The following is a 21205-nucleotide window of genomic DNA, read 5'->3' as shown; positions in this document are numbered from 1 at the left end:
CATGAGCGCTCAATATGGATTTTTTATCGATTCCGCCCGTTGCACCGGCTGCAAAACCTGCGAGCTGGCCTGTAAAGACTACAAGAACCTGACGCCGGACGTCAGCTTCCGTCGTATCTATGAGTATGCCGGCGGCGACTGGCAGGAGGACAACGGCGTCTGGAATCAGAACGTTTTCGCCTATTACCTCTCTATCGCCTGTAACCACTGTGAAGACCCGGCGTGCACCAAGGTCTGCCCGAGCGGGGCGATGCACAAGCGCGAAGACGGTTTTGTGGTGGTCAATGAAGAGGTGTGCATCGGCTGTCGCTACTGCCATATGGCCTGCCCGTATGGCGCGCCGCAGTACAACGCCGCCAAAGGGCATATGACCAAATGCGACGGCTGTCACGAGCGTGTCGCACAACGCAAGAAACCGATTTGCGTCGAGTCCTGCCCGCTGCGCGCGCTGGACTTCGGGCCGATTGCCGAACTGCGGGAAAAACACGGCCAGCTGGCCGCCGTGGCGCCGCTGCCTTCAGCGCACTTCACCAGGCCGAGCATTGTGATAAAACCTAACGCCAACAGCCGTCCGTGTGGCGATACCACCGGCTATCTGGCCAATCCGAAGGAGGTCTGAAATGGGAAATGGATGGCATGAATGGCCGTTGATTCTGTTTACGGTACTGGGGCAATGCGTCGCTGGCGCAGTCATCGTCAGCGGCCTGGGCTGGGTGTCGCTCTCCGGTCAGCGCGAAGCGCGAGAGCGGCTGGTGCGCAGCATGTTCTTTATCTGGCTATTGATGGGAATAGGTTTTCTCGCTTCCGTAATCCATCTCGGCTCGCCGCTACGCGCATTTAATTCACTGAACCGCGTTGGCGCTTCAGCGCTCAGTAATGAAATCGCCAGCGGCGCCCTCTTCTTCGCCGTTGGCGGATTCTGGTGGCTACTGGCGGTGCCAGGAAAAATGCCGGCGGCGCTCGGCAAAATCTGGTTGTTTCTCACCATGCTGCTGGGGCTGCTGTTTGTGATGGCGATGACCCGCGTCTACCAAATTGACACCGTGCCGACGTGGTATAATGGCTACACTACCAGCGCGTTCTTCCTGACGGTACTGCTCAGCGGGCCGCTGTTCGCCGCCCTGCTGCTGAAGCTGGCGAAAGTTGACTTCAACGGCTGGTTTTTTGCCGCGATTAGCGCTGCCGCCCTCATCATCAGCGTGGCCGTTGTTGTCTTGCAAAGCGCTGACCTCGGCACGATCCACAGTTCAGTACAACAGGCGAACGCCCTTCTCCCGGATTACGGCAGACTGCAGGTTCTACGGCTGATCCTGCTGGCGCTCGGTCTCGGCTGCTGGCTGTGTCCGCTTCTCCGCCGCCAGCCGCCGCGCGCCGCCGGGTTATTGATCGGGCTGATAATGGTTTTAGTCGCGGAGTGTATAGGCCGCGGCCTGTTTTATGGCCTGCATATGACCGTAGGTATGGCGGTTGCGGGTTAACGAGACGGCGCGCCTGTGCGCGCCGCAGTAAGGAATAGGGTAATGATGCAGATCCCAAATCGCGACGCCGTCGCACTAAGCGCCCGTACGCTGGGCGCGCTGTTCTCTTTTACGCCGGACAGCGAGCAAAACGCGCCGCTGGTCGCCGCTTTTCTCGATGGTAGCTGGCAGCCGCAGTGGCCGTTCCCGGTCTCGGATTCACTGGCAATGGAATTCGCCGCCAGCAGCGACGAGACGCTGCCGCAAGCCTGGCAGCGTCTGTTTATCGGCCCATGGGCGCTGCCCGCTCCGCCGTGGGGCTCGGTGTGGCTGGATAAAGAGTCGGTGTTATTCGGCGACTCGACGCTTGCGCTACGCGAATGGATGCGGGCCAGCGGTATCGCGCTGGATCTTGAGCGCAACGAACCCGAAGATCACTTCGGTACATTGCTGCTGCTGGCCGCGTGGCTGTGCGAAACAAATCAGGATGAGTTGTTTGCGCAACTGCTGGCCTGGCATCTGCTGCCGTGGTCCGGGCGCTTTTTAAGCGTGTTTATCGAGGATTCGGCGCATCCGTTCTATCGGGCGCTGGGCCAACTGGCGCAGATGACATTGGCTGAATGGCAGGTAAATCTGCCCATCGCGGTAGCGGAAAAGCAGCTGTATCGTTAACTCACCGGCCGCGTCGATCCCCGGCGCGGCACTTATAGCTTTTGCATCTAAGGTTATTCCCTATCACAATAACGTCATGACTCCCAATTTCACGCCCGCTAATGCACCGTCTTCATAACTATCCTGATGTGCAGGTGATGTTCCGTCGCCTGCTCATCGCCACGCTCGTCGGCATCTTTGCGGCGCTGGCCGTGGCGCTGTTTCGCCACTCGATGGTCGTGCTGGAAACATTATTCCTCGGTAACGATAGCGGTAGCCTGGTGAACGCCGCACAGTCGCTGCCGTGGTGGCGTCGGCTGCTGACGCCAGCGCTTGGCGGACTGGCCGCGGGGACATTGCTGTGGTTATGGCAACGGCGCAGCGTGTCGCGTCCGCACGCCCCGACCGATTACATGGAAGCGCTGGAAACCGGCGATGGTTGTTTCGATACGCCGGCAAGCCTCGTGAAATCGCTGGCGTCGCTGCTGGTGGTCGTGACCGGCAGCGCCATTGGCCGCGAAGGAGCCATGATCCTGCTGGCCGCGCTGGCCGCCTCGCTGTTCGCCCGCCGCTTTACCCCGCGTGCTGAATGGAAGCTGTGGGTCGCCTGCGGCGCCGCCGCCGGGATGGCCAGCGCCTATCATGCGCCGCTGGCGGGTAGCCTGTTTATCGCGGAAATCCTCTTTGGCACCCTGATGCTGGCCTCGCTCGGCCCGGTAGTCATTTCGGCGGTAATCGCCCTGTTACTAACGAATCTGCTCAACGGCGGCGCCGCGCCGCTGTACCACGTCGTCTTTCAGCAAAATCTGAACGCGCTGCATTACGTTTTAATGCTGGCGACCGGCCTGCTGGCCGGGCTGTGTGGGCCGCTATTTATCTGGCTGATGAACTACAGCCACCGTGGCTTCGTGAGGCTGAAACTGTCACCGCCGTGGCAGCTGGCGATGGGTGGACTGATCGTCGGCATGTTATCGCTCATTACCCCAGCGGTGTGGGGCAACGGTTATAGCGTGGTGCAAAGCTACCTGCTGTCGCCGCCGCTATTTAGCGTCATTATCATCGTCTTTGTCTGTAAGCTGTTGGCGGTGCTGGCCAGCAGCGGCTCCGGCGCCCCGGGTGGCGTCTTTACCCCGACGCTTTTCGTCGGGCTGGCGCTGGGCATGCTGTTCGCCAGTTTTAGCGGGCTATGGTTAGATAACGATCAGAACATGGCGATTATGATTGGGTTAACCGGGATGGCGGCGTTTCTCGCCGCGACAACGCATGCGCCGATTATGTCAACGCTGATGATTTGTGAGATGACCGGGCAGTATGTGCTGCTGCCCGGTTTATTGATCGCCTGCGTACTGGCCTCGGTACTGTCGCGAACGTTACGCCGGGATTCGATCTATCGCCATGACGCTGCCGAGAACGTCTAAGTCAACATACTGGCTGAGTTCACGTTGTTCGGCGCGCGGCAGATAAGGCAGCTCGCCAATAAGCGGCGCGGGTAGCTTTTTGCTCAGTACATCAATGATTTCAGCGTAGTGCGCAAGACCAGGATTAATGCGGTTGGCGACCCAGCCGATTAATGGCAAACCGTCGTTAGCCACCGCCTGAGCGGTCAACAGAGCATGGTTGATACACCCTTCCTGAATACCCACCACCAGCACTACCGGCAGTTGTTCCTGTACCACCCACTCGGAGAGCGGGCGTAAATCGTTCATCAGGCTGCGCCAGCCGCCGGTACCTTCCACTACGACATGATCGACCCTGCCGCTGAGCTGCTGCAGCCCGTCGCTGAGTAAACCGTAGTTGATCGGGCAGCTGTGCGCCACGCTGCTTTCTTCTTCGCTTAACGCGATGGGATTGACAGCATCATACGGCAGCGACAACGTCGACACGCTCTGTAATACCAGCGCGTCTTTATTACGCAGTCCGTCCGGCGTCTCTTTGCTGCCCTTCGCCACAGGCTTATACCCGGCGACGCTTTTACCGCTGGCAGCAAGTGCCTGCAGCAACGCGCGGGAAACTACCGTCTTCCCGACAGCAGTGTCAGTACCTGTTATAAAGAAACGCTTAAACATCACTAACCCCAAAGTTGTCTATACGAAAGATACATAAGAGAAATAATCAACAGTGGGAAAAGTCTACGCGAAGCCGTCGGGGCCCAGATTGAGATAGCGCAATTTTTGGTGCGACTATGAAAAAATGTTAACCCTGTAACAGTCGGATAAGGAGCGATCCGTTATAGAGGGCGTCTTTCACCAGAGCCGCGCCAGCCATCGTGCCGCGGTTTGAGAACTGGGTACTCTCAACCGCAATATGACGACTATATGCTGGCAGCGCCTGTTGCCGAATACAGTCAGAAATTGCCGGAAACAAAATATCGGATGCCTGGTTGAACGGCGAACCGATAAGGATTTTTTGTGGATTAAACAGGTTAACCATAATGGCCAGAATACGCCCCACGTGCGTACCAACGCCGGTAATGATATCCCGCGCCAGTAAATCACCCTGCTGCGCCGCCTGGCATAACCATTCAACGCTCAACTGCTGCTGATGCAACATCGAGCTCATCGATTTTGCCATGCGCATCTGCGCCAGTTCCAGCACGCTTTCGATGCTGGCGATGGTTTCCAGGCAGCCATGATTGCCGCAGTAGCAGCGTTTACCATAAGGGTCGACCTGGGTATGGCCGATCTCCACCAGGCTACTACTACCGGCATGCAGCAGGCGGCCATCGGTGATGACGCCAGCGCCGACGTTGTGGTCGATCACCACCTGGATGACGTCACGCGCCCCGCGTGACGCGCCAAACAACGATTCGGCCATGGTCCAGGCGCTGATATCGTGCTGAATATAGACCGACACCCCGGTGTGATTAGCCAGCGTTTCACCAAGCGGCATGTCTTTCACATCGTCGTAAAATGGCATCCGGTGAATGATGCCGTTTTCAGTATCGATGATCCCTGGCAAGGTGATGGCGATAGCGGTAAGGCGCTCGAGCTTGTGCTGATGGCGAATAAAAAACTGGTCGATATGCTCGATGATCCGCGTCAGCAGCGGTTGCGCATGCTGCAGCGACAGTTCCAGTTGTTCTTCCACCACCAGTTTGCTGCTGAGATCGCGCAGCGCCAGATGAATCTCCCCCCGGCTGATGCGCAACGACAAATAATGCCAGGCTTCCGTTTCAACCATCAGCCCGACCGCCGGGCGGCCGCGGCTCCCCGGCTCCTGGATTTCGGTCTCCTGCACCAGATGCGCTTCCAGCATCTCGCGAACAATTTTGGTAATGCTGGCCGGCGCCAGTTGCGCAAATCGGGAAAGGTCGATACGCGACACCGGGCCAAGCTGATCAATCAGGCGATACACGGCTCCTGCGTTGGTCTGCTTTATTTGATCGATATGGCCTGGTTGACTGTCCGCTACCACCGTTGACTCCCTTTATTTTCGCGCTTCGAAATAAACTTTCGGCTATGGTGAAGCACTTCGATGGTACACGTCAAATTTTTACTTAGCCTTGTGATTTACCGCACGTTTTTGGGTCTTTTTTGTCTCATTTTGCTAACGCGGCGGCGGCGAGGAGATAATCGCGAAAACGCTGCGCCGCCAGCCCCTGTTCGCGATGTTTGGCCCACACCAGCCACATTTCCGACACCGCATCGGATTCAGTAATCGGCAGCCAGCGCATTTCATTCAGCTGCACCCGCTTAAACGAGGCCGGTAGGATTGATACCCCAAGACCAGAAGCCACCAGGCCGATGATGGTCATGGCCTCGCCGACCTCCTGGGTGATAACCGGCGCGGTACCGTAGCGGCGCATCAGTCCGAGAATATCGTCGTACAGGCCGGTACCAACGTGCGGGTCGAAAAAGACAAACGGCTCGCGCGCCAGCTCAAGCAGACTGACCGCCTGCTGACGGGCCAGAGGATGATCGCTGGGCACCATCGCCAGTAGCGGTTCGCGCAGCACTTTTTCCCAGCACAGCGTATCCGGCAGCTGCGTGTTGCGCATCAGGCCAAGGTCAAGCGCCCCTTCAGTTAACGGCACTATCTGTTCGCGGGTGTTGGTTTCGCGAGTCTGGATATGGACATCGGGAAAGCGGCGGCGAAAAGTGGAAAGCGTATCGGAAACCGCTTTGATAAATGGCGCCGATGAAGTGAAACCAATGCGCAGTTCACCGGTTTCGCCGTGATGCAGGCGCCCGGCACGGGCGGCGGCATCTTCAACTTGCGTCAGAATTTGTCGGCTATCGGCGAGAAATTGCTTCCCCGCCGCCGTTAGGCTGACGCTGCGGTTAGTGCGGGCAAACAGTCGCGCGCCAATTTGCTGTTCGAGAATCTGAATCTGCTGGCTTAACGGCGGCTGAGAGATGTTGAGGCGCGCCGCCGCACGGCCAAAATGTAGCTCTTCCGCCACGGCGACGAAGTAACGCAAATGACGCAGCTCGATATTCATATTTAAAACATCTTATTTGAGATTATTAATATATTAGACGGAATATTTACAATTTTATACCCTAAAAATGTGAGCTGAATGGTCACATCAGTTTGTTTGTAATCCAGCTGTATATAAGCAAGGAATTCTCCGTGAGCAACACAACAACCGCCGGCACCGCGCCGGCGAGAAGCGCCGGTGATAAGGCGGTAAACCAGCCAAATCAATTTATTAAACGCGGTACCCCGGCGTTTATCCGCGTCACCCTGGCGCTGTTTTCCGCCGGACTGGCAACCTTCGCCCTGCTTTACTGCGTGCAGCCCATTCTGCCGGTGCTGTCGGGCGAGTTCGGCGTAAGCCCCGCCAGCAGCAGTATTTCGTTATCGATTTCCACCGCGATGCTCGCCGTCGGCCTGCTATTTACCGGCCCGCTGTCGGATGCCATTGGCCGTAAACCGGTGATGGTCACCGCGTTACTGCTGGCCGCGTGCTGCTCCCTCTTATCAACAATGATGACCAGTTGGCACGGGATTCTGATCATGCGCGCGCTGATTGGTCTTTCGTTAAGCGGCGTAGCCGCCGTTGGGATGACTTATCTCAGCGAGGAGATCCACCCAAGCGTGGTGGCGTTTTCAATGGGGCTTTATATCAGCGGTAACTCGATAGGCGGCATGAGCGGCCGCCTGCTCACCGGGGTCTTTACCGATTTCTTCGGCTGGCGCGTGGCGCTGGCGGTGATAAGCGCCTTCGCCCTCGCGGCGGCAATCATGTTCTGGCGTATTCTTCCCGAGTCGCGCCACTTCCGCCCTATTTCGTTGAAACCGAAAACGCTGCTGATTAACTTCCATCTGCACTGGCGCGATCGCGGCCTGCCGCTATTGTTCCTCGAAGGTTTCCTGCTGATGGGCGCATTTGTGACCCTGTTTAACTATATTGGCTACCGCTTGATGATGTCTCCGTGGTCGCTGAATCAGGCGGTGGTCGGTCTGCTGTCGGTCGCCTACCTGACCGGGACCTGGAGTTCGCCAAAAGCCGGCGCGTTGACGGTGCGCTATGGCCGCGGACCGGTGATGCTGTTCTTTATTGCGGTGATGCTGTTTGGCCTGCTGATGACGCTATTCTCGCCCCTGTGGCTAATTTTCATCGGCATGTTGCTGTTCTCCGCTGGCTTTTTTGCCGCGCACTCGGTCGCCAGCAGTTGGATCGGCCCACGGGCGCGTCGCGCGCGCGGCCAGGCTTCTTCGCTATATCTGTTCAGCTACTATCTGGGTTCAAGTATTGCGGGGACGCTGGGCGGGGTCTTCTGGCATCACTACGGCTGGAACGGCGTCGGCGGCTTTATCGCGCTCCTGTTAATGGCCGCGCTGCTGACCGGCGCCTGTTTGCACAACCGCCTGAAATAATCGTTAAACGACGTGACCTTACGGGTCACGTCCGCTCACCATAGCCCGAGCACCGACGGCAACCCCAACAGTTCTCTGAGAGCATCCATAGAGAGCAGTGCGAAAAACACCCACGTGAACGGATTCATACTCGCCTCCGCTGACAGCCAGCGCCTGTTATCAGTGTAGCCGCTGGCGTGGCGCGCCGTCCGTTATAGTCATCACATGCGCATTTTTCGCCGCACGCAAAATGTCGTGCCCACGACTCGACCAAATCCCCCCGACGCGCTAGTGTACCCACTGACAACAGATTTATTTCACTCGCCACAGGCCAGCAGAGACTATGACTGAAAACAACAACTATCAGCAGCTCACCCGCACTTTCCAACGGCTCTCCCGCTTCTCGCACCTTGCCGCCATCGCCGGCTGGGATATGTTCGCCATGATGCCGCCCGGCGGCAGCCGCGCGCGCGGCGAAGCGCTGGCGGAGCTCGGGGTACTGCAGCACCAAATTTTGACCGATAAGAAGCTTGGCGAATGGCTGCGGCACGCCCAGCAGGAAGATCTTAACGATCTGGAGCAAGCTAACCTGCGCGAAATGACCCGACAGTATCAGCAGGCGGCGCTACTGCCGGAGAGCCTGGTGGAGGCGAAATCACTGGCCGGCAGCCGCTGCGAACACGCGTGGCGCAGCCAGCGTCCGGCTAACGACTGGCAGGGATTTGCCGAAAACCTGTGCGAAGTCGTTAAGCTCAGTCGCGAAGAGGCGCAGATCCGAGCCGAAGCGAAAGGGTGTTCCCGCTACGACGCCCTACTGGATATTTTTGAACCCGACATGACCAGCGCGCGTCTTGACGTGCTATTCGCCGATCTGAAATCCTGGCTGCCGTCCCTGCTGGCAAACGTCGTCGATAAGCAAGCGCGGAAGACGCTGCTCGAGCCACAGGGGCCCTTCGCCATCGCCGATCAGCGTGAGCTGGGCCTGGAAGCGATGCGGGTTTTAGGCTTTGATTTTGACGGCGGGCGTCTGGATATTAGCGCACACCCCTTCTGCGGCGGCGTGCCAGAGGACGTCCGGATCACCACCCGCTATAACGAAAACGATCTGCTCAGCGCGCTATTTGGCGTGATCCACGAAACCGGCCACGCTCGCTATGAACAGAACCTCCCGCGTAACTGGGTCGATCAGCCGGTTGGGCTGGCTCGCTCAACGGCGATTCACGAATCTCAGAGTCTGTTCTTCGAAATGCAGCTTGGCCGCAGCGAAGCCTTCCTCAACCGCCTGCTGCCCGCCGTGCGTCAGCGCTTTGGCGACCAGCCGGCGTTCAGCGCGGAAAACTTTATCGCCTGGAACCAGCGCGTGAAGCCGGGCTTCATTCGCGTTGATGCCGACGAAGTCAGCTACCCGGCGCACGTCATTCTGCGCTATGAAATCGAGCGGGCGCTGATCGACGGCGATATCGAAGTAGACGATATTCCGGCCCTTTGGGATGAGAAAATGCAGAGCTGGCTGGGTATTTCGACCCTCGGCAACTATCGTGACGGCTGTATGCAGGATATTCACTGGACCGATGGCGGTTTCGGCTATTTCCCTTCCTATACGCTGGGGGCGATGTACGCCGCACAGCTGATGGCGGCCGCCAGACGCGCGCTACCGAATCTCGCACAGGATATCGCCGGCGGCGATTTTAACGCCCTGTTCGACTGGTTGCGGCAAAATATCTGGCAACACGGCAGCCGCTTTACCACTTCGCAGCTGATTAAGAATGCCACCGGTGAAGATCTCAACAGCGAGTATTTCCGCCAGCATCTTACCGCTCGTTATCTCTAAGCCTGCGCGCCGGGGCCTGCTCCGGCGCTTTACCCCCGCCTGGCTCGTATTGTACAAACGGTTACACGCCGATACCAAACACTCACGGAAAGCTCGAAAAGACAAGCATATAGTTACTTCAACGGCCCCGCAGTGGGGTTGAAATGAAGAAACCTTTTCGAGGATATCAGAATGAAAAAAGTATTAGCTCTGGTCGTTGCCGCTGCTATGGGTCTGTCTTCCGCTGCTTTCGCTGCTGATGCAGTAAGCACCACTCAGGCACCTGCTGCTGCAACTCACAGCACCACTGCCAAGACCACCCACCATAAAAAACATCACAAAGCTGCCGCCAAACCAGCTGCAGAACAGAAGGCTCAGGCTGCCAAGAAACACAAAAAAGCCGCGGCAAAACCTGCTGTAGAGCAAAAAGCTCAGGCAGCGAAAAAACACCACAAAACCACTAAACACACCGCAGCTAAACCTGCTGCTCAGCCGGCTGCATAATCTTTCCGGTTAGTCTGGTCTTGTATAAATCGGCGCTGTTTCAGCGCCGTTTTTTTCTGGAGAGCGCTATGCTGCGACGTTATCGTTTTGAGCTCATCCTGATACTGCTGATAATCTGCGCGCTGGTGGCAACCCGCTTTTTCCTCTATTAGGCGCCGCTAATCTTCCCCCTCAATGGGAAAACCGGCTTCACGAATAGCCTGACGGCAATCGCTGACTCCTGCAGCATATCCCGCTTCAATTTCACATACCGGGCTCGCGCTGGAGAAAGGCAAGCGAATCGGCGTCGCCAGTTGACGTTCCAGCTCGCTAATTTTTTGCCGCGCCGCCAGCAACTCCACCGCCAATTCAGCGGCCGACACTTCGGTTTTCGCTCCTGTAATCACCGCCCGTAATTGCGTCTCATCGATAGTCATCATGTCCGCCAGTTCTGCATTCACTGGCAGATATTATAGCCAACGCCACCTCAGCGGCGCTGGCGGCTCGTTACAGGGCATGTACCGCCTCAATCACGAGATAACCCATCGCTCCCCACATAAAAATTGAAACTAACGAAACATAAACTAACGCGCGAATACCTTGTTTAGACATACACCCTCCCACTGCGGGAAATGACCTTGTGCTTATGATGGCCGGGTCAACCTCACATTTCACTCAATGGGAACCGGCGAAAACAATGTTTACAGTGAGAAAATGTTTCGTAGTGAAAATAATTGAGAAGATGGTAAAAAAACGCCAATGACGATGAACTTTTGCGTACTTCAGGCAACTAAAACGCCCGCTAAAAATTGCGCTTTACGAATGTCCTGCAAGGCAAAGTGATTATTTTTCCCGCGCTTTACGTACGTTCCGATACACGAATTATGTTGCGTTGCCCGCCGCTTTCTGCGGAAATGACGACAGCAGAGATTATGCGTTAACCCTCTGAATTACCATGGTTCTCGCAGAGATGAAATGTCTTCAGGAGTCGTTTTATCTGCCGTTTGGCTTAATAAAAATTATTCTTAACTTTCATAAACTTAAATCTCCTGCTACTTTCAATAGACATAATTATCTCCCCAGAGAGTGATATGCGTAGAGACGTACTGTTATTACTGTGTTCGTTTTGTGTATTTCCCCTGTTTGCTCACGCCGATGATGACGGCATGAGCGCGAAAGATATCAAAACGCTTTTTTTCGGCCATGACGATCGTAAAGCGGTCAGCGATCCGGCCAGTTCCCCCTGGGATGCCATCGGTCAATTAGAAACCGCCAGCGGTAATCTGTGTACCGCAACGCTGATTTCTCCGCATCTGGCCCTCACCGCCGGTCACTGTTTGCTGCAGCCGCCGAAAGGCAAGCCGGACAAGGCCGTCGCGTTGCGTTTTATCTCGCGTAAAGGCAACTGGGTCTATGAAATTCACGGGATTGACGGCCGTACCGACCCATCGCTAGGCAAACGGCTTAAAGCTGACGGCGATGGCTGGATTGTCCCCTCTTCCGCAGCCCCCTGGGACTTTGGCCTGATCGTCCTGCGCTACGCGCCAGGCGGTATTACGCCTGTTCCTGTTTTTAGTGGTGATAAAGAAGCGCTGACCGCGGCGCTAAAAGCCACGGACCGCAAAGTGACGCAATCCGGCTACCCGGAAGATCATCTGGATAGCCTCTATAGCCACCAGGATTGTCTGGTGACGGGATGGGCGCAAACGTCGGTGTTATCGCATCAATGCGATACGCTACCGGGCGACAGCGGTTCTCCACTGCTGTTGAAAACGGATAACGGCTGGCAGGTCATTGCGGTGCAAAGCTCGGCGCCGGGGCCGAAAGATCGCTATCGCGCCGATAACCGGGCCATTGCCGTGACCGGTTTTCTCGACAAGCTGGAAGCGCTGGCCAAAGAGTAATTATCCCTGCTGCTGGCGCAGTTGAAGCAATGAGTCGATAGGCATCGGTTGGCTGAAATAAAATCCCTGCAGTCGATCGCATCCCGCCCGCCGCAGCAGCGCCAGCTGCTGCTGAGTTTCTACCCCTTCTGCAACCACGGTGATCCCCAGCGCATTAGCGATACGTACCGTGCCGCGCACCAGTTCTGCCGCCTGTGGGTCGACATCCACCACCCCGGCTAACGACTTATCAATCTTGAGGCTATCAAAACGACAGCTGCGTAGATAACCAATACTGGAATAGCCAATGCCGAAATCATCCAGCGCGACGGCGATACCCAACGCTTTCAGGTTCTCGATAGCCACGCGGGCGCGCTCCGGGTTTTCCAGTACATAGCTTTCGGTCACTTCAAGCTGCAGGCGGCGAGCAGGAAACTGACAGCGTCCCAGGGTTTGGACCACCCGCGTTTCGAATTCCGGGTCACGGAATTGCGCCGGTGAAATATTGACGGAAAGCAACAAATCCCCCATCGGTTGTAAGTCGTAACAGGCTTGCGATAAGGCAAATTGACCTAGCGCGTAGATCAAACCACTGCTTTCAGCGATAGAAATAAAAGCATCTGGCGCAAGTGGGCCTTCAGGCCGCCGCGGCCAGCGTAGTAACGCTTCAACTCCTTCCATCGCCAGCGTTTCGGCGTTGACGATCGGCTGATACCAGACGTCAAATTCGCCCCTTTCCAGCCCTTCCCGGATACCATTTTCAATGTGCAACTGGTGCTGACGCGTTTCGTTGAGGGTATCATCGTACCAGGCCGCTCTCCCCTTACCGCTCTTCTTCGCGTGATACATAGCCATGTCGGCGCGGCGGAATAACTCGGTACTGGAGCATAATGCCGGTACGCCGCTGGCAATACCGATACTGGCGCTGATGTATATTTTGCGCTCGCTGAGTTCAATAGGGGCTTTTAATAACTCAAGCACCGCCCAGGCAAACGCGGAAGCCTGATTAACCGCTTGTTCACCGCTGACGGTCATGGCGAATTCATCACCGCCCATCCGCGCCAGCATCGCCCCCGCCGGAACACGGTCGCGTAATTCACGGGCAATGCGTGCGATTAGCGCGTCGCCAACATCATGGCCATAGTTGTCATTAACGTCTTTGAAGCCATCGAGATCGATAAATACCACGCTCTGCATTTCATTCTTGCCGCATTCGCCCATCGCATTTAAGCGTTCAATCAGCGCCCGACGGTTCGGCAAACGGCTCAGCCAATCGATTAACGCATTTTTTCGCGCCTGCTGTTCGCCGCGCGCCAGTTTGTATAACCCCAGGCTACTGAGCAGAATAAATAGCAGAATCAAACTCGCCGCCAGAATGGCGATGAGCCTGATGCTGTTTGACGCGGCTCGCGCCGCCTCCGCGCCAGGAAGACGCGGTTGCCAGCTCAGATATGCCAGCGTTTCCCCACCTTCTGTGCGCAATGGTACGCTGTATTCGCCGGCGAGCTGCGTCGTATGCAGGCGATTAATCTGGAAAGTATTCCCCAGGTTTTCCAGCATGGTCGGATTAATGTAGCGGGTAATAACCAGATAGCGACGGGTCTTGTCATAAACCGGTAAGCGGCCGATCGTCGGGCGAATCAAGCCGATACCCACAAACGCGATACCCTCCCGGGTGCGGGTAATACCAGCAAAGGCATTTTCACCACGTCTCAGCGCGTTCGCGTGTTGCTCGATAAGGGCTTGCAGCCCGCTGCCAAAAAAACCAATATCGGGTTCGGTAAATGGCTCGCTGCGAAAAGCGCCCCACAGGATCCGATAGTTTTCATCCAGGATAAAGGTCCCGTCGTAGAGATTATTAATCTTAAAACCCGCCCCCCACGAATCATACAGCCAGTGTGGGTCAAGATGGGGCGTATAGGTTTGTTTAACCGCATCATCCCAAATCGAATTATCCAATACCAAAGACAACACCCGATTGACCGATGTCTGTACGGCCCCTTGCACCGAGAGCATCGAACGGTGCTTATCAATTTCATTGGTTTTTATACTGACCAGGTGTTGTGACAAATAGAAAAGAGAAATAACGGAGACCACCAGCCCCAGGCCGGCGAAAAAGACCAGTACAGAAAGAATTTTGGCAGAGGGAATATTCCGCCAGCCTGGCAAAGGGATCATGCGCTGTCCTCATAGCGGCCTACCGAAACCAGGCCGAATCTGCTTTTTAAGCGTAATACAGAGGACAGAATTTGCCGCCAGCTTACGCAGGCGGCATCATATCAAGCCAGTTTTATCAATACCATGCCGGCTACCAGCAGCACGACGCCAACCCAGCCTTTATGGTTAAGGCGTTGTCCAAAGAGGATCCAACCGGCGGCGATAGTCGCCGCGATCCCAAACCCTCCCCACAACGCATAAGCGACGGAAAGATCGATACCTTTTACCGCCTGCGAAAGAGCGCTAAAAGCCCCTAACACCGCCGCCAGCGACAGGATACCGTAGATTTTACGACGAAAACCGTCGGAAAATTTCAGAAATACGTTCGCGGTAATTTCCAGTACGATAGCCAGCGCCAGCCAGGCGCCGTGAATCCACTCAAACTGTTGCATGAGCTGTCTCCTCACGCTGTTTCACCGCTTTCTTTGTGCCGGACTTAATCAGCACAATACCCGCGACCAGCGTTGCCAGCCCGGCCAGTTTTACGATAGACAGGCTTTCATCGAACAGCAGCACGCTAAATACGGTAATCAACAGAATACCGATACCTTCCCATAGCGCATACGCCACACCGAGAGCAATCTTTTTAACGGCGAAGGCCAGGAAAATATATGAAAGCGCAATCATTGCCAGCATTAAAATATAGCCCGTATGACCGCCGCTGACGCTTGCCCATTTCATAGACAGCGTGCCGGTTATTTCAGCAACGATAGCTAAGGCTAATAAAATCCAATAAAACATAATCCCTTCTCCTGCTTGAGAATACAATCCATGACGGCTTACGAAGGTAAACCGAAAAAATTCTGACGTAGTTTTAGCCGTGCGCGGTGCGCCAGCTCAGGCAGAGAGAATGGGACTATAGCGCGGAGCGCCAGTGCTGTTCGCCAGCAAATCGGGAAAGGATGAAAGGTAATGCGTGATGAGTCGAAAAATAAAGGCTGAACTGATTGTTCATAAAATTACAATTATCCGCGGTGTTGCTTCTCGTCATTGCGGAAAAAAATTGTCCTCGGTAGTTAAACACAAGTAAATTTGTACCATAGTGTTAATATTAACTCAAAGTCTTTGCAATTCTTTACGTCTAAGGCGCGATTTCAATTAGTATTTTCTCAAACTGATCTCCATCATAAACGTGTATAGCAAAGTCGCTATGATCAAGGACGTTTTCATCTTTACCGTAAGGAACCCAATGGCCAAACCCATCATCACCCTTAATGGACTCAAGATCGTCATCATGCTGGGCATGTTGGTTATCATCCTTACGGGCATCCGTTTTGCCGCCGACATTATCGTCCCCTTTATCTTAGCGCTGTTCCTTGCGGTGGTGATCAATCCGCTGGTCCAGCTGATGGTGCGCTGTCGGGTGCCCCGGGTGCTGGCGATTTCGCTACTGGTGGGCGCTATCGTCCTGCTGGCGGTGGTACTGCTGGCGTCGCTTGGCACCTCGCTTAACGAACTGGCGCGCACTCTGCCGCAATACCGCACGTCGCTGGCCGAACCGCTAAAAACGGTCACGCCGTGGCTACAGCGCTTTGGTTTTACCGTCTCCGCCATTGAGCTGAATAAGTATATCGATCCCAACGCGGTGATGACGCTGGTTACCAGCCTGTTGACCCAGTTGTCGAATGCGATGTCGTCCATTTTTCTGTTGCTGCTCACCGTAGTATTTATGCTGTTGGAAGTGCCGCAACTGCCCGCCAAGCTCCAGCAGCTGATGTCGCGGCCGGTTGAGGGGATGGGCGCCATTCAGCGGGCGATTGATAGCGTGTCCCACTATCTGGTGCTGAAAACCGCGATAAGCCTGGTCACCGGACTGGTGGTCTGGGGTATGCTGGCGCTGTTGGACGTCCGTTTCGCCTTTATGTGGGGGCTGCTGGCTTTTGCGCTGAACTACATTCCCAATATCGGTTCGGTACTGGCAGCCATCCCGCCGATTCTGCAGGTAATGGTATTTGGCGGCCTGTATGAGGCGCTGATCGTCACTGCCGGTTACCTTATTATCAATCTGGTGTTCGGCAATATTCTCGAACCGCGCGTTATGGGCCGCGGGCTGGGGCTCTCCACGCTGGTGGTATTCCTGTCGTTAATATTCTGGGGTTGGTTGCTTGGCCCGGTCGGCATGCTGCTGTCGGTGCCGTTGACCATCATTGTGAAAATCGCCCTTGAGCAAACCAACGGCGGGCAGAGTATTGCTTTCTTACTCAGCGACTTAAGTAAAGAATAACCGGCAATCTGGCTGGCCTATCCGCCAGCCTTCCCCTCCTTTCATCTTTTCCGCTTAGACCGTTACTCCTTTTTTATTATTGATCCCCATCACAAATGGGCATATCCAATCATTACTCTAAAGCTAACGATTAGCCGGCGTGCTTAATTGATGCGCAGCGCCGCGCATCGCACACTAACTTCCACCAGGACAAACGAAACGATTTGTCGAATCAGGAGGTTAACAATGAATGCTGAACAAACGACGGGACGGGTCTGGAACCGTCGCCGGACGGAAAAACAGCGGCGGCTGGCCGAAACGAAGATTGCCGGCAAAGTCATCCCCACTGACCAACTGGTCAGCGTACTGGAAAATCTGCTCGCCCCTGGCGACCGGGTAGTACTGGAAGGTAACAACCAGAAACAGGCTGATTTCCTCTCCCGCATGCTCGCCGAGGTCAATCCGCAGAAAATCCACGACCTGCATATGATTATGCCAAGCGTCGGGCGCAGCGAGCATCTGGACCTGTTTGAAAAAGGCATTGCCCGTAAACTGGATTTCTCTTTCTCCGGCACGCAAAGCTTGCGCATCTCGCAGCTGCTGGAAGATGGTCTGCTCGAAATCGGCGCCATCCACACCTATATCGAACTCTACTCCCGCCTGTATGTCGATCTGTCGCCAAACGTCGCGCTGATCGCCGGCTATAAAGCTGACCGTAAAGGCAACCTGTATACCGGACCGAGTACCGAAGATACCCCGGCGCTGGTAGAAGCCGCCGCCTTCCACGACGGCATTGTGATAGCCCAGGTCAACGAACTGGTGGACGACGAATGCGATCTGCCGCGCGTCGATATTCCCGGCTCGTGGATCGATTACGTGGTGGTCGCCGACAAACCGTTCTTTATTGAACCGCTGTTCACCCGCGACCCGCGTCTGATTAAGCAAGAACACATTCTGATGGCGATGATGGCGATTAAAGGCATCTACGCGGAGCATCAGGTGCAGTCGCTTAACCACGGTATCGGTTTTAATACCGCCGCCATCGAGCTGCTGCTGCCCACCTACGGCGAACAGCTCGGCCTGAAAGGCAAAATCTGTAAACACTGGACGCTGAACCCGCACCCTACCTTAATCCCGGCCATCGAGAGCGGTTGGGTGGAGAGCGTGCACTGCTTCGGCGGCGAACTGGGGATGGAAGAGTACATCCGCGCCCGCCCGGATATCTTCTTTACCGGCCCGGACGGGTCGATGCGTTCTAACCGCGCCTTCTGCCAGCTGGCAGGTCAGTACGCGGTAGATATGTTTATCGGTTCGACCCTGCAGGTTGATGGTCTGGCCAACTCCTCCACCGTCACCCGCGGCCGCCTTTCCGGCTTCGGCGGCGCGCCGAACATGGGCCACGACCCGCACGGTCGCCGCCACGCCACCCCGGCCTGGCTCAATATGATCACTGAACCAGACCCGATGCAGCGCGGTAAAAAACTGGTGGTGCAGATGGTCGAAACCTTCCAGGCCGGCGTGAAACCGACCTTCGTTGAAACGCTCGATGCGGTCGAGGTCGCCAAAACTTCCGGCATGCCGCTGGCGCCGGTGATGATTTACGGCGATGACGTGACCCACGTGCTGACCGAAGAGGGTATCGCTTACCTGTACCGGGCGGAAAGCCTTGAAGAGCGCCGGGCGATGGTCGCCGCGGTGGCCGGGATCACCGATATTGGCCTCGGCGTGGACGCCAAACGCGTCGCCGCGCTGCGCCAGAGCGGCAAAGTGGTGTACCCGGAAGATATCGGCATTCGCCGCAGCGATGCCACCCGCTCACTACTGGCCGCCGGCAGCGTCGCCGACCTGGTGGAATGGTCCGACGGACTGTATAACCCACCGGCAAAATTCCGGAGCTGGTAATGAAAAAACTCTCCCCCCTACACGCAGAAAGCCGCGTCAGCTGGCTGGCGCATACCGCCAGCGCGTGTCTGATTGACGAAGCCCGTCTGAGCCCGAAACCGGGTCTGGTCGATAGTCGCGGCAACGGCGCGCATCAGGATCTCAATCTGGACCTGATGGAACGCTCCGCCCGTAGCCTACAGCCGACGTTTCACGCGCTGGCGCAGCAAAGCTGGCAGCGTCCGGCGGATATCGCCCTGCGCGAAACCGTCGGCCGCCTCGGTCGCGAAGGTGAAGCGCAGATGATGATGGCGACGGGTGGAGTTAACACCCACCGCGGCGCTATCTGGGCGCTGGGCCTGCTGGTCAGCGCGGTGGCGATGTTGGGTGGAGAGGGTCAATCACAGGCGATCGCCGCCGCCGCCGCCTCCCTCGCCCGCCTGCCTGACGGCTTCGCGCCGAAAAGCTTTAGTAAAGGGCTGCGCGCCAGCCGTCGCTGGCAGGTGCCGGGGGCACGCGAGGAAGCGCAGCGCGGATTTCCGCATGTTACCGCCCTGGCGCTGCCGCAACTGCAGCAAAGCCGGGCGCGAGGCGCCAGCGAGCCGCAGGCGCGCCTCGACGCGCTGATGGCCATCATGACCTCGCTGAGCGATACCTGCGTGCTGTCGCGTGCCGGCATGAACGGCCTGCACGCCATGCAGCAAGGCGCCCGTGAGGTTCTGGCGGCGGGCGGTTGCGCCAGCGTCGCCGGTCGCGCCGCGCTGGCGCGCCTCGATGCGCAGATGCTGGCGCAAAACGCCTCGCCGGGTGGTGCGGCCGATCTCCTTGCCGCCACCCTGTTTCTCGACCGGGTTTCCGGCTAACGCATTCAGAGGATGTTATGGAACAGATTACATTGTCATTTCCTGCCAACCGCGCCCTCAGCGGCAAAGCATTGGCAGGGGTCGTAGGTTCAGGCGATATGGAAGTGCTTTATACCGCCGCACAGGGCGCCACGCTCAACGTACAAATCACCACCTCAGTGGATAACAGCCAGGCGCGCTGGCAGGCGCTGTTCGACAGGTTGAACCTGATCAACGGTCTGCCCGCCGGGCACTTGATTATCCACGACTTCGGCGCCACGCCGGGCGTCGCCCGTATTCGTATTGAACAAGTATTTGAGGAGGCTGCTCATGCGTAACGATCGCAGCTTTATTGAACTGCGCGCTCGCGAACGCGCCCACGCCCTGCTGGACGACGGCAGCTACCGCGAACTGCTGGATCCGTTTGAAGGCATTATGTCGCCGTGGCTCGGCGCGCAGGGCATCGTCCCGCAGTCCGACGACGGTATGGTGGTCGCCAAAGGCACTATCAACGGCCAACCTGCGGTGGTAATTGCCATCGAAGGCACCTTCCAGGGCGGCAGCATGGGCGAAGTCTCCGGCGCCAAAATGGCCGCCGCACTGGAGCTGGCGGCGGAAGATAACCGCAACGGTATCCCGACGCAGGCGGTACTGTGCCTCGAAACCGGCGGCGTACGTCTGCAGGAGGCCAACCTCGGTCTGGCCGCCATCGCCGATATTCATGCCGCGATTGTCGACCTGCGCCGCTACACCCCGGTGGTCGGCATTATTACCGGTACCGTCGGCTGCTTCGGCGGCATGTCCATCGCCGCGGCGCTGTGCAGCTACCTTATAGTCACCCGTGAAGCCCGTCTCGGCCTCAACGGCCCGCAGGTTATCGAGCAGGAAGCCGGAATTGAAGAGTACGACTCCCGTAACCGTCCGTTTATCTGGAGCATGACCGGCGGCGAAATTCGCGCCGCCAGCGGCTTGGTCGACGCGCTGGTTAACGATGGCGTTAACGCGGTTAAAACCGCAATGAATGAGGCGATCGCCAAAGGTGTACCGGCACAACACCGCAGCGACAACTATGACGATTATCTGCGTCGCTTGAGCCAATTCGATACCCGCCAGCAGGCGGATACCGCGCAGATTAAACAGCTTTTTGCCCGGGAGGATAAATAATGAGTCAGTTCCCAAACCGCGCCGCGCTATGGCTGAACAAACTGGCGCCCAACGCGCCGCTGATGAGTGGTCTGTGCCCTTCAGTGCAGGTCGCAGATGGCCAGATTGATGGCGAAAACGTCCGCTTTATCGCCGTGGTGCCTGACGCTAACAACCACTACCCGCGCGCCGCCGGCGGCGAAGTCGGACTGCTGGAAGGCTGGACGCTGGCGAAAGTGGTCAACGAAACCATCGCCGCCGACGCCGATCGGCCTGTCAAACGGCCGATCGTCGCGGTAATTGATGTCCCGAGCCAGGCCTATGGCCGCCGCGAAGAAGCCTTTGGCATCCACCAGGCCCTGGCCGGGGCGGCAGGCGCCTACGCCAAAGCCCGTCTTGCCGGCCACCCGGTGATTGGCCTGATTGTCGGAAAAGCGATGTCCGGGGCGTTTCTGGCCCACGGCTATCAGGCCAACCGCCTGATCGCCTTTAACGATAGCGGCGTGCTGGTTCACGCGATGGGTAAAGAATCGGCAGCGCGTATTACGCTGCGTACCGTAGAAGCGCTGGAGAAACTGGCGGCGACGATCCCGCCGATGGCCTACGACGTCAGCAACTACGCTACGCTCGGCCTGCTCTCCGCCCTGCTCGATATCAACCATCCGGATGCGCCAGACGAAGGCGATCTGTCGCTGGTCAGCCGTACCCTGCGCGACGCCATCGCTGACGCGCGCACCGATACCTCACTGAAGTGCCGCCTGGGCGCGGAAAACCGCCGCAGCTCACAACTGGTTCGCGATCGCATGCGCGCCAGCTGGTAAGACGTTCGTACG

22 protein-coding genes are annotated in these 21205 nt (G+C 57.0%); 14 read left to right on the top strand and 8 right to left on the bottom strand.

The window, feature by feature from the left end:
• The first annotated feature begins 1 nt into the window (after position 1).
• The 4 genes from PGR09_RS05265 to clcB all read left to right on the top strand — a co-directional run bounded on the left by PGR09_RS05265 (position 2) and on the right by clcB (position 3526).
• Positions 2 to 619: a DMSO/selenate family reductase complex B subunit gene (locus PGR09_RS05265; RefSeq protein WP_430915865.1), complete on the top strand. Its 618-nt coding sequence runs from the start codon at positions 2 to 4 to the stop codon at positions 617 to 619.
• 1 nt (position 620) lies between these two features.
• On the top strand, positions 621 to 1478 hold the full coding sequence (locus tag PGR09_RS05260; protein ID WP_430915864.1) for a DmsC/YnfH family molybdoenzyme membrane anchor subunit: 858 nt from the start codon (positions 621 to 623) through the stop codon (positions 1476 to 1478).
• Between the two features lie 42 nt (positions 1479 to 1520).
• Positions 1521 to 2129: a Tat proofreading chaperone DmsD gene (gene dmsD, locus PGR09_RS05255; protein WP_047064883.1), complete on the top strand. Its 609-nt coding sequence runs from the start codon at positions 1521 to 1523 to the stop codon at positions 2127 to 2129.
• 101 nt (positions 2130 to 2230) lie between these two features.
• Positions 2231 to 3526, top strand: a complete 1296-nt coding sequence (gene clcB / locus PGR09_RS05250) for a voltage-gated ClC-type chloride channel ClcB (protein WP_047042925.1) — start codon at positions 2231 to 2233, stop codon at positions 3524 to 3526.
• Here the strand turns inward: clcB and bioD are convergent.
• The 3 genes from bioD to PGR09_RS05235 all read right to left on the bottom strand — a co-directional run bounded on the left by bioD (position 3479) and on the right by PGR09_RS05235 (position 6549).
• Positions 3479 to 4174, bottom strand: coding sequence for a dethiobiotin synthase (gene bioD / locus PGR09_RS05245; RefSeq protein ID WP_045392306.1), 696 nt, complete (start codon positions 4172 to 4174; stop codon positions 3479 to 3481). The genes clcB and bioD overlap by 48 nt on opposite strands.
• A 127-nt stretch (positions 4175 to 4301) precedes the next feature.
• On the bottom strand, positions 4302 to 5522 hold the full coding sequence (gene mlc / locus PGR09_RS05240; RefSeq protein WP_430915862.1) for a sugar metabolism global transcriptional regulator Mlc: 1221 nt from the start codon (positions 5520 to 5522) through the stop codon (positions 4302 to 4304).
• 124 nt (positions 5523 to 5646) lie between these two features.
• Entirely contained in the window at positions 5647 to 6549 is a 903-nt protein-coding gene (locus PGR09_RS05235) for a LysR family transcriptional regulator (RefSeq protein WP_430915861.1), read from the bottom strand.
• A 113-nt stretch (positions 6550 to 6662) separates the two neighbouring features.
• Between PGR09_RS05235 and PGR09_RS05230 the strand changes: the two genes are divergently transcribed.
• Complete coding sequence (locus PGR09_RS05230; RefSeq protein ID WP_430916007.1) at positions 6663 to 7931, top strand: MFS transporter; 1269 nt, start codon at positions 6663 to 6665, stop codon at positions 7929 to 7931.
• 35 nt (positions 7932 to 7966) lie between these two features.
• On the opposite strand, the gene PGR09_RS05225 is transcribed toward PGR09_RS05230, so the two are convergent.
• Entirely contained in the window at positions 7967 to 8059 is a 93-nt protein-coding gene (locus PGR09_RS05225) for a KPN_01571 family protein (protein ID WP_020078946.1), read from the bottom strand.
• A 194-nt stretch (positions 8060 to 8253) separates the two neighbouring features.
• Between PGR09_RS05225 and PGR09_RS05220 the strand changes: the two genes are divergently transcribed.
• Positions 8254 to 9741, top strand: coding sequence for a carboxypeptidase M32 (locus tag PGR09_RS05220; protein ID WP_430915860.1), 1488 nt, complete (start codon positions 8254 to 8256; stop codon positions 9739 to 9741).
• Between the two features lie 171 nt (positions 9742 to 9912).
• Positions 9913 to 10224 (top strand): acid resistance repetitive basic protein Asr, encoded by a 312-nt coding sequence (gene asr / locus PGR09_RS05215; RefSeq protein WP_221694361.1) that lies wholly within the window; start codon positions 9913 to 9915, stop codon positions 10222 to 10224.
• A gap of 158 nt (positions 10225 to 10382) precedes the next feature.
• Here asr and PGR09_RS05210 read toward each other — a convergent pair whose 3' ends face one another.
• A complete protein-coding gene (locus PGR09_RS05210; RefSeq protein ID WP_052667954.1) occupies positions 10383 to 10640 on the bottom strand; it encodes a hypothetical protein in 258 nt (85 codons plus the stop codon).
• Between the two features lie 654 nt (positions 10641 to 11294).
• Here PGR09_RS05210 and PGR09_RS05205 point away from each other — a divergent pair.
• Positions 11295 to 12107 carry a trypsin-like serine peptidase gene (locus PGR09_RS05205; RefSeq protein WP_047042911.1) on the top strand — a complete coding sequence of 271 codons (813 nt, stop codon included), beginning with the start codon at positions 11295 to 11297 and terminating at the stop codon, positions 12105 to 12107.
• On the opposite strand, the gene PGR09_RS05200 is transcribed toward PGR09_RS05205, so the two are convergent.
• The 3 genes from PGR09_RS05200 to mdtJ form a co-directional block, all read right to left on the bottom strand.
• Positions 12108 to 14264 carry a putative bifunctional diguanylate cyclase/phosphodiesterase gene (locus PGR09_RS05200; protein ID WP_430915859.1) on the bottom strand — a complete coding sequence of 719 codons (2157 nt, stop codon included), beginning with the start codon at positions 14262 to 14264 and terminating at the stop codon, positions 12108 to 12110. It abuts the gene before it with no gap.
• 101 nt (positions 14265 to 14365) lie between these two features.
• A complete protein-coding gene (mdtI, locus tag PGR09_RS05195) occupies positions 14366 to 14695 on the bottom strand; it encodes a multidrug/spermidine efflux SMR transporter subunit MdtI (RefSeq protein WP_045392324.1) in 330 nt (109 codons plus the stop codon).
• Complete coding sequence (gene mdtJ, locus PGR09_RS05190) at positions 14682 to 15044, bottom strand: multidrug/spermidine efflux SMR transporter subunit MdtJ (protein WP_021463805.1); 363 nt, start codon at positions 15042 to 15044, stop codon at positions 14682 to 14684. The genes mdtI and mdtJ overlap by 14 nt, the downstream gene beginning before the upstream one ends.
• 448 nt (positions 15045 to 15492) lie before the next feature.
• On the opposite strand from mdtJ, the gene PGR09_RS05185 reads away from it, so the two are divergent.
• From PGR09_RS05185 to mdcE, 6 genes are all read left to right on the top strand, one after another.
• Entirely contained in the window at positions 15493 to 16527 is a 1035-nt protein-coding gene (locus PGR09_RS05185) for an AI-2E family transporter (RefSeq protein ID WP_047042905.1), read from the top strand.
• 225 nt (positions 16528 to 16752) lie between these two features.
• Positions 16753 to 18408: a malonate decarboxylase subunit alpha gene (gene mdcA, locus PGR09_RS05180; RefSeq protein WP_047064890.1), complete on the top strand. Its 1656-nt coding sequence runs from the start codon at positions 16753 to 16755 to the stop codon at positions 18406 to 18408.
• On the top strand, positions 18408 to 19250 hold the full coding sequence (locus PGR09_RS05175) for a triphosphoribosyl-dephospho-CoA synthase (protein ID WP_047042900.1): 843 nt from the start codon (positions 18408 to 18410) through the stop codon (positions 19248 to 19250). Before mdcA ends, PGR09_RS05175 begins: the two co-directional genes overlap by 1 nt.
• Before the next feature lie 17 nt (positions 19251 to 19267).
• Entirely contained in the window at positions 19268 to 19567 is a 300-nt protein-coding gene (gene mdcC, locus PGR09_RS05170) for a malonate decarboxylase acyl carrier protein (protein WP_430915858.1), read from the top strand.
• Complete coding sequence (locus PGR09_RS05165; protein ID WP_012541866.1) at positions 19560 to 20393, top strand: biotin-independent malonate decarboxylase subunit beta; 834 nt, start codon at positions 19560 to 19562, stop codon at positions 20391 to 20393. The genes mdcC and PGR09_RS05165 overlap by 8 nt, the downstream gene beginning before the upstream one ends.
• Positions 20393 to 21193 carry a biotin-independent malonate decarboxylase subunit gamma gene (mdcE, locus tag PGR09_RS05160; protein ID WP_213797280.1) on the top strand — a complete coding sequence of 267 codons (801 nt, stop codon included), beginning with the start codon at positions 20393 to 20395 and terminating at the stop codon, positions 21191 to 21193. Before PGR09_RS05165 ends, mdcE begins: the two co-directional genes overlap by 1 nt.
• Positions 21194 to 21205: the final 12 nt, after the last annotated feature.

Origin of the sequence: Klebsiella sp. 141251 (assembly GCF_050600725.1) — a bacterium.
Classification (GTDB): Bacteria; Pseudomonadota; Gammaproteobacteria; order Enterobacterales; family Enterobacteriaceae; genus Klebsiella; species Klebsiella aerogenes.
This window is presented reverse-complemented; position numbering and strand designations above follow the sequence as displayed.

Coding starts and splice junctions, on each gene's coding strand:
- PGR09_RS05265 (WP_430915865.1), top strand. CDS start 2: ATGAGCGCTCAATATGGATTTTTTATCGATTCCGCCCGTTGCACCGGC.
- PGR09_RS05260 (WP_430915864.1), top strand. CDS start 621: ATGGGAAATGGATGGCATGAATGGCCGTTGATTCTGTTTACGGTACTG.
- dmsD (WP_047064883.1), top strand. CDS start 1,521: ATGATGCAGATCCCAAATCGCGACGCCGTCGCACTAAGCGCCCGTACG.
- clcB (WP_047042925.1), top strand. CDS start 2,231: ATGCACCGTCTTCATAACTATCCTGATGTGCAGGTGATGTTCCGTCGC.
- bioD (WP_045392306.1), bottom strand. CDS start 4,174: ATGTTTAAGCGTTTCTTTATAACAGGTACTGACACTGCTGTCGGGAAG.
- PGR09_RS05235 (WP_430915861.1), bottom strand. CDS start 6,549: ATGAATATCGAGCTGCGTCATTTGCGTTACTTCGTCGCCGTGGCGGAA.
- PGR09_RS05225 (WP_020078946.1), bottom strand. CDS start 8,059: ATGAATCCGTTCACGTGGGTGTTTTTCGCACTGCTCTCTATGGATGCT.
- PGR09_RS05220 (WP_430915860.1), top strand. CDS start 8,254: ATGACTGAAAACAACAACTATCAGCAGCTCACCCGCACTTTCCAACGG.
- asr (WP_221694361.1), top strand. CDS start 9,913: ATGAAAAAAGTATTAGCTCTGGTCGTTGCCGCTGCTATGGGTCTGTCT.
- PGR09_RS05210 (WP_052667954.1), bottom strand. CDS start 10,640: ATGACTATCGATGAGACGCAATTACGGGCGGTGATTACAGGAGCGAAA.
- PGR09_RS05205 (WP_047042911.1), top strand. CDS start 11,295: ATGCGTAGAGACGTACTGTTATTACTGTGTTCGTTTTGTGTATTTCCC.
- PGR09_RS05200 (WP_430915859.1), bottom strand. CDS start 14,264: ATGATCCCTTTGCCAGGCTGGCGGAATATTCCCTCTGCCAAAATTCTT.
- mdtI (WP_045392324.1), bottom strand. CDS start 14,695: ATGCAACAGTTTGAGTGGATTCACGGCGCCTGGCTGGCGCTGGCTATC.
- mdtJ (WP_021463805.1), bottom strand. CDS start 15,044: ATGTTTTATTGGATTTTATTAGCCTTAGCTATCGTTGCTGAAATAACC.
- PGR09_RS05185 (WP_047042905.1), top strand. CDS start 15,493: ATGGCCAAACCCATCATCACCCTTAATGGACTCAAGATCGTCATCATG.
- mdcA (WP_047064890.1), top strand. CDS start 16,753: ATGAATGCTGAACAAACGACGGGACGGGTCTGGAACCGTCGCCGGACG.
- PGR09_RS05175 (WP_047042900.1), top strand. CDS start 18,408: ATGAAAAAACTCTCCCCCCTACACGCAGAAAGCCGCGTCAGCTGGCTG.
- mdcC (WP_430915858.1), top strand. CDS start 19,268: ATGGAACAGATTACATTGTCATTTCCTGCCAACCGCGCCCTCAGCGGC.
- PGR09_RS05165 (WP_012541866.1), top strand. CDS start 19,560: ATGCGTAACGATCGCAGCTTTATTGAACTGCGCGCTCGCGAACGCGCC.
- mdcE (WP_213797280.1), top strand. CDS start 20,393: ATGAGTCAGTTCCCAAACCGCGCCGCGCTATGGCTGAACAAACTGGCG.